General features: G+C 60.6%; 1 protein-coding gene. It reads right to left on the bottom strand.

All coding sequences use genetic code 11. The features are described 5' to 3' along the window. On the bottom strand, window positions 1-245 hold a 245-nt coding region (locus EOA24_RS40905), incomplete at its 3' end, for a helix-turn-helix transcriptional regulator (protein WP_245502019.1). Between the last annotated feature and the right edge of the window lie 184 nt (window positions 246-429).

The following is a 429-nucleotide window of genomic DNA, read 5'->3' on the forward strand; positions in this document are numbered from 1 at the left end:
AGATTGACCGGCGCCGCTTCGGCGCTGTCGCCCCCCAAACTGCCATTGAACAGCAGCCAGCCGGGGTCGACGCCGAACAGCCGGCCGTACTTCTCGGCGGCTTTCCGCGACAGCGGCCGGTTGCCGTTCTCATGGCTGATGAGGGTGTTTTTGTTGATGTCGCGCAGCGCCCGCGCGGCATCGCTGGGCGAGGCATAGCCGGCCTGGGCGCGCGCCTGCTGCAATCTGTGCCGGGAATCCATCATCGTACAAAATGCCTGAAATTTATCGTCCAAATTGTACGATTTCGCTTGCGCATCATTCGTACATAACGTACGCTTAGCGCATGAATGAGCATCCCGCAAGCATTTCCGCATTACCAGTGATTCCTGCTTTGGCCGCCGGCATCCAGGGACTGCCCACGAGCGTCTCGGGGCTTATCGACCGCTG

Origin of the sequence: Mesorhizobium sp. M2A.F.Ca.ET.039.01.1.1 (genome assembly GCF_003998035.1) — a bacterium.
In the GTDB taxonomy this organism is placed as follows: Bacteria; Pseudomonadota; Alphaproteobacteria; order Rhizobiales; family Rhizobiaceae; genus Mesorhizobium.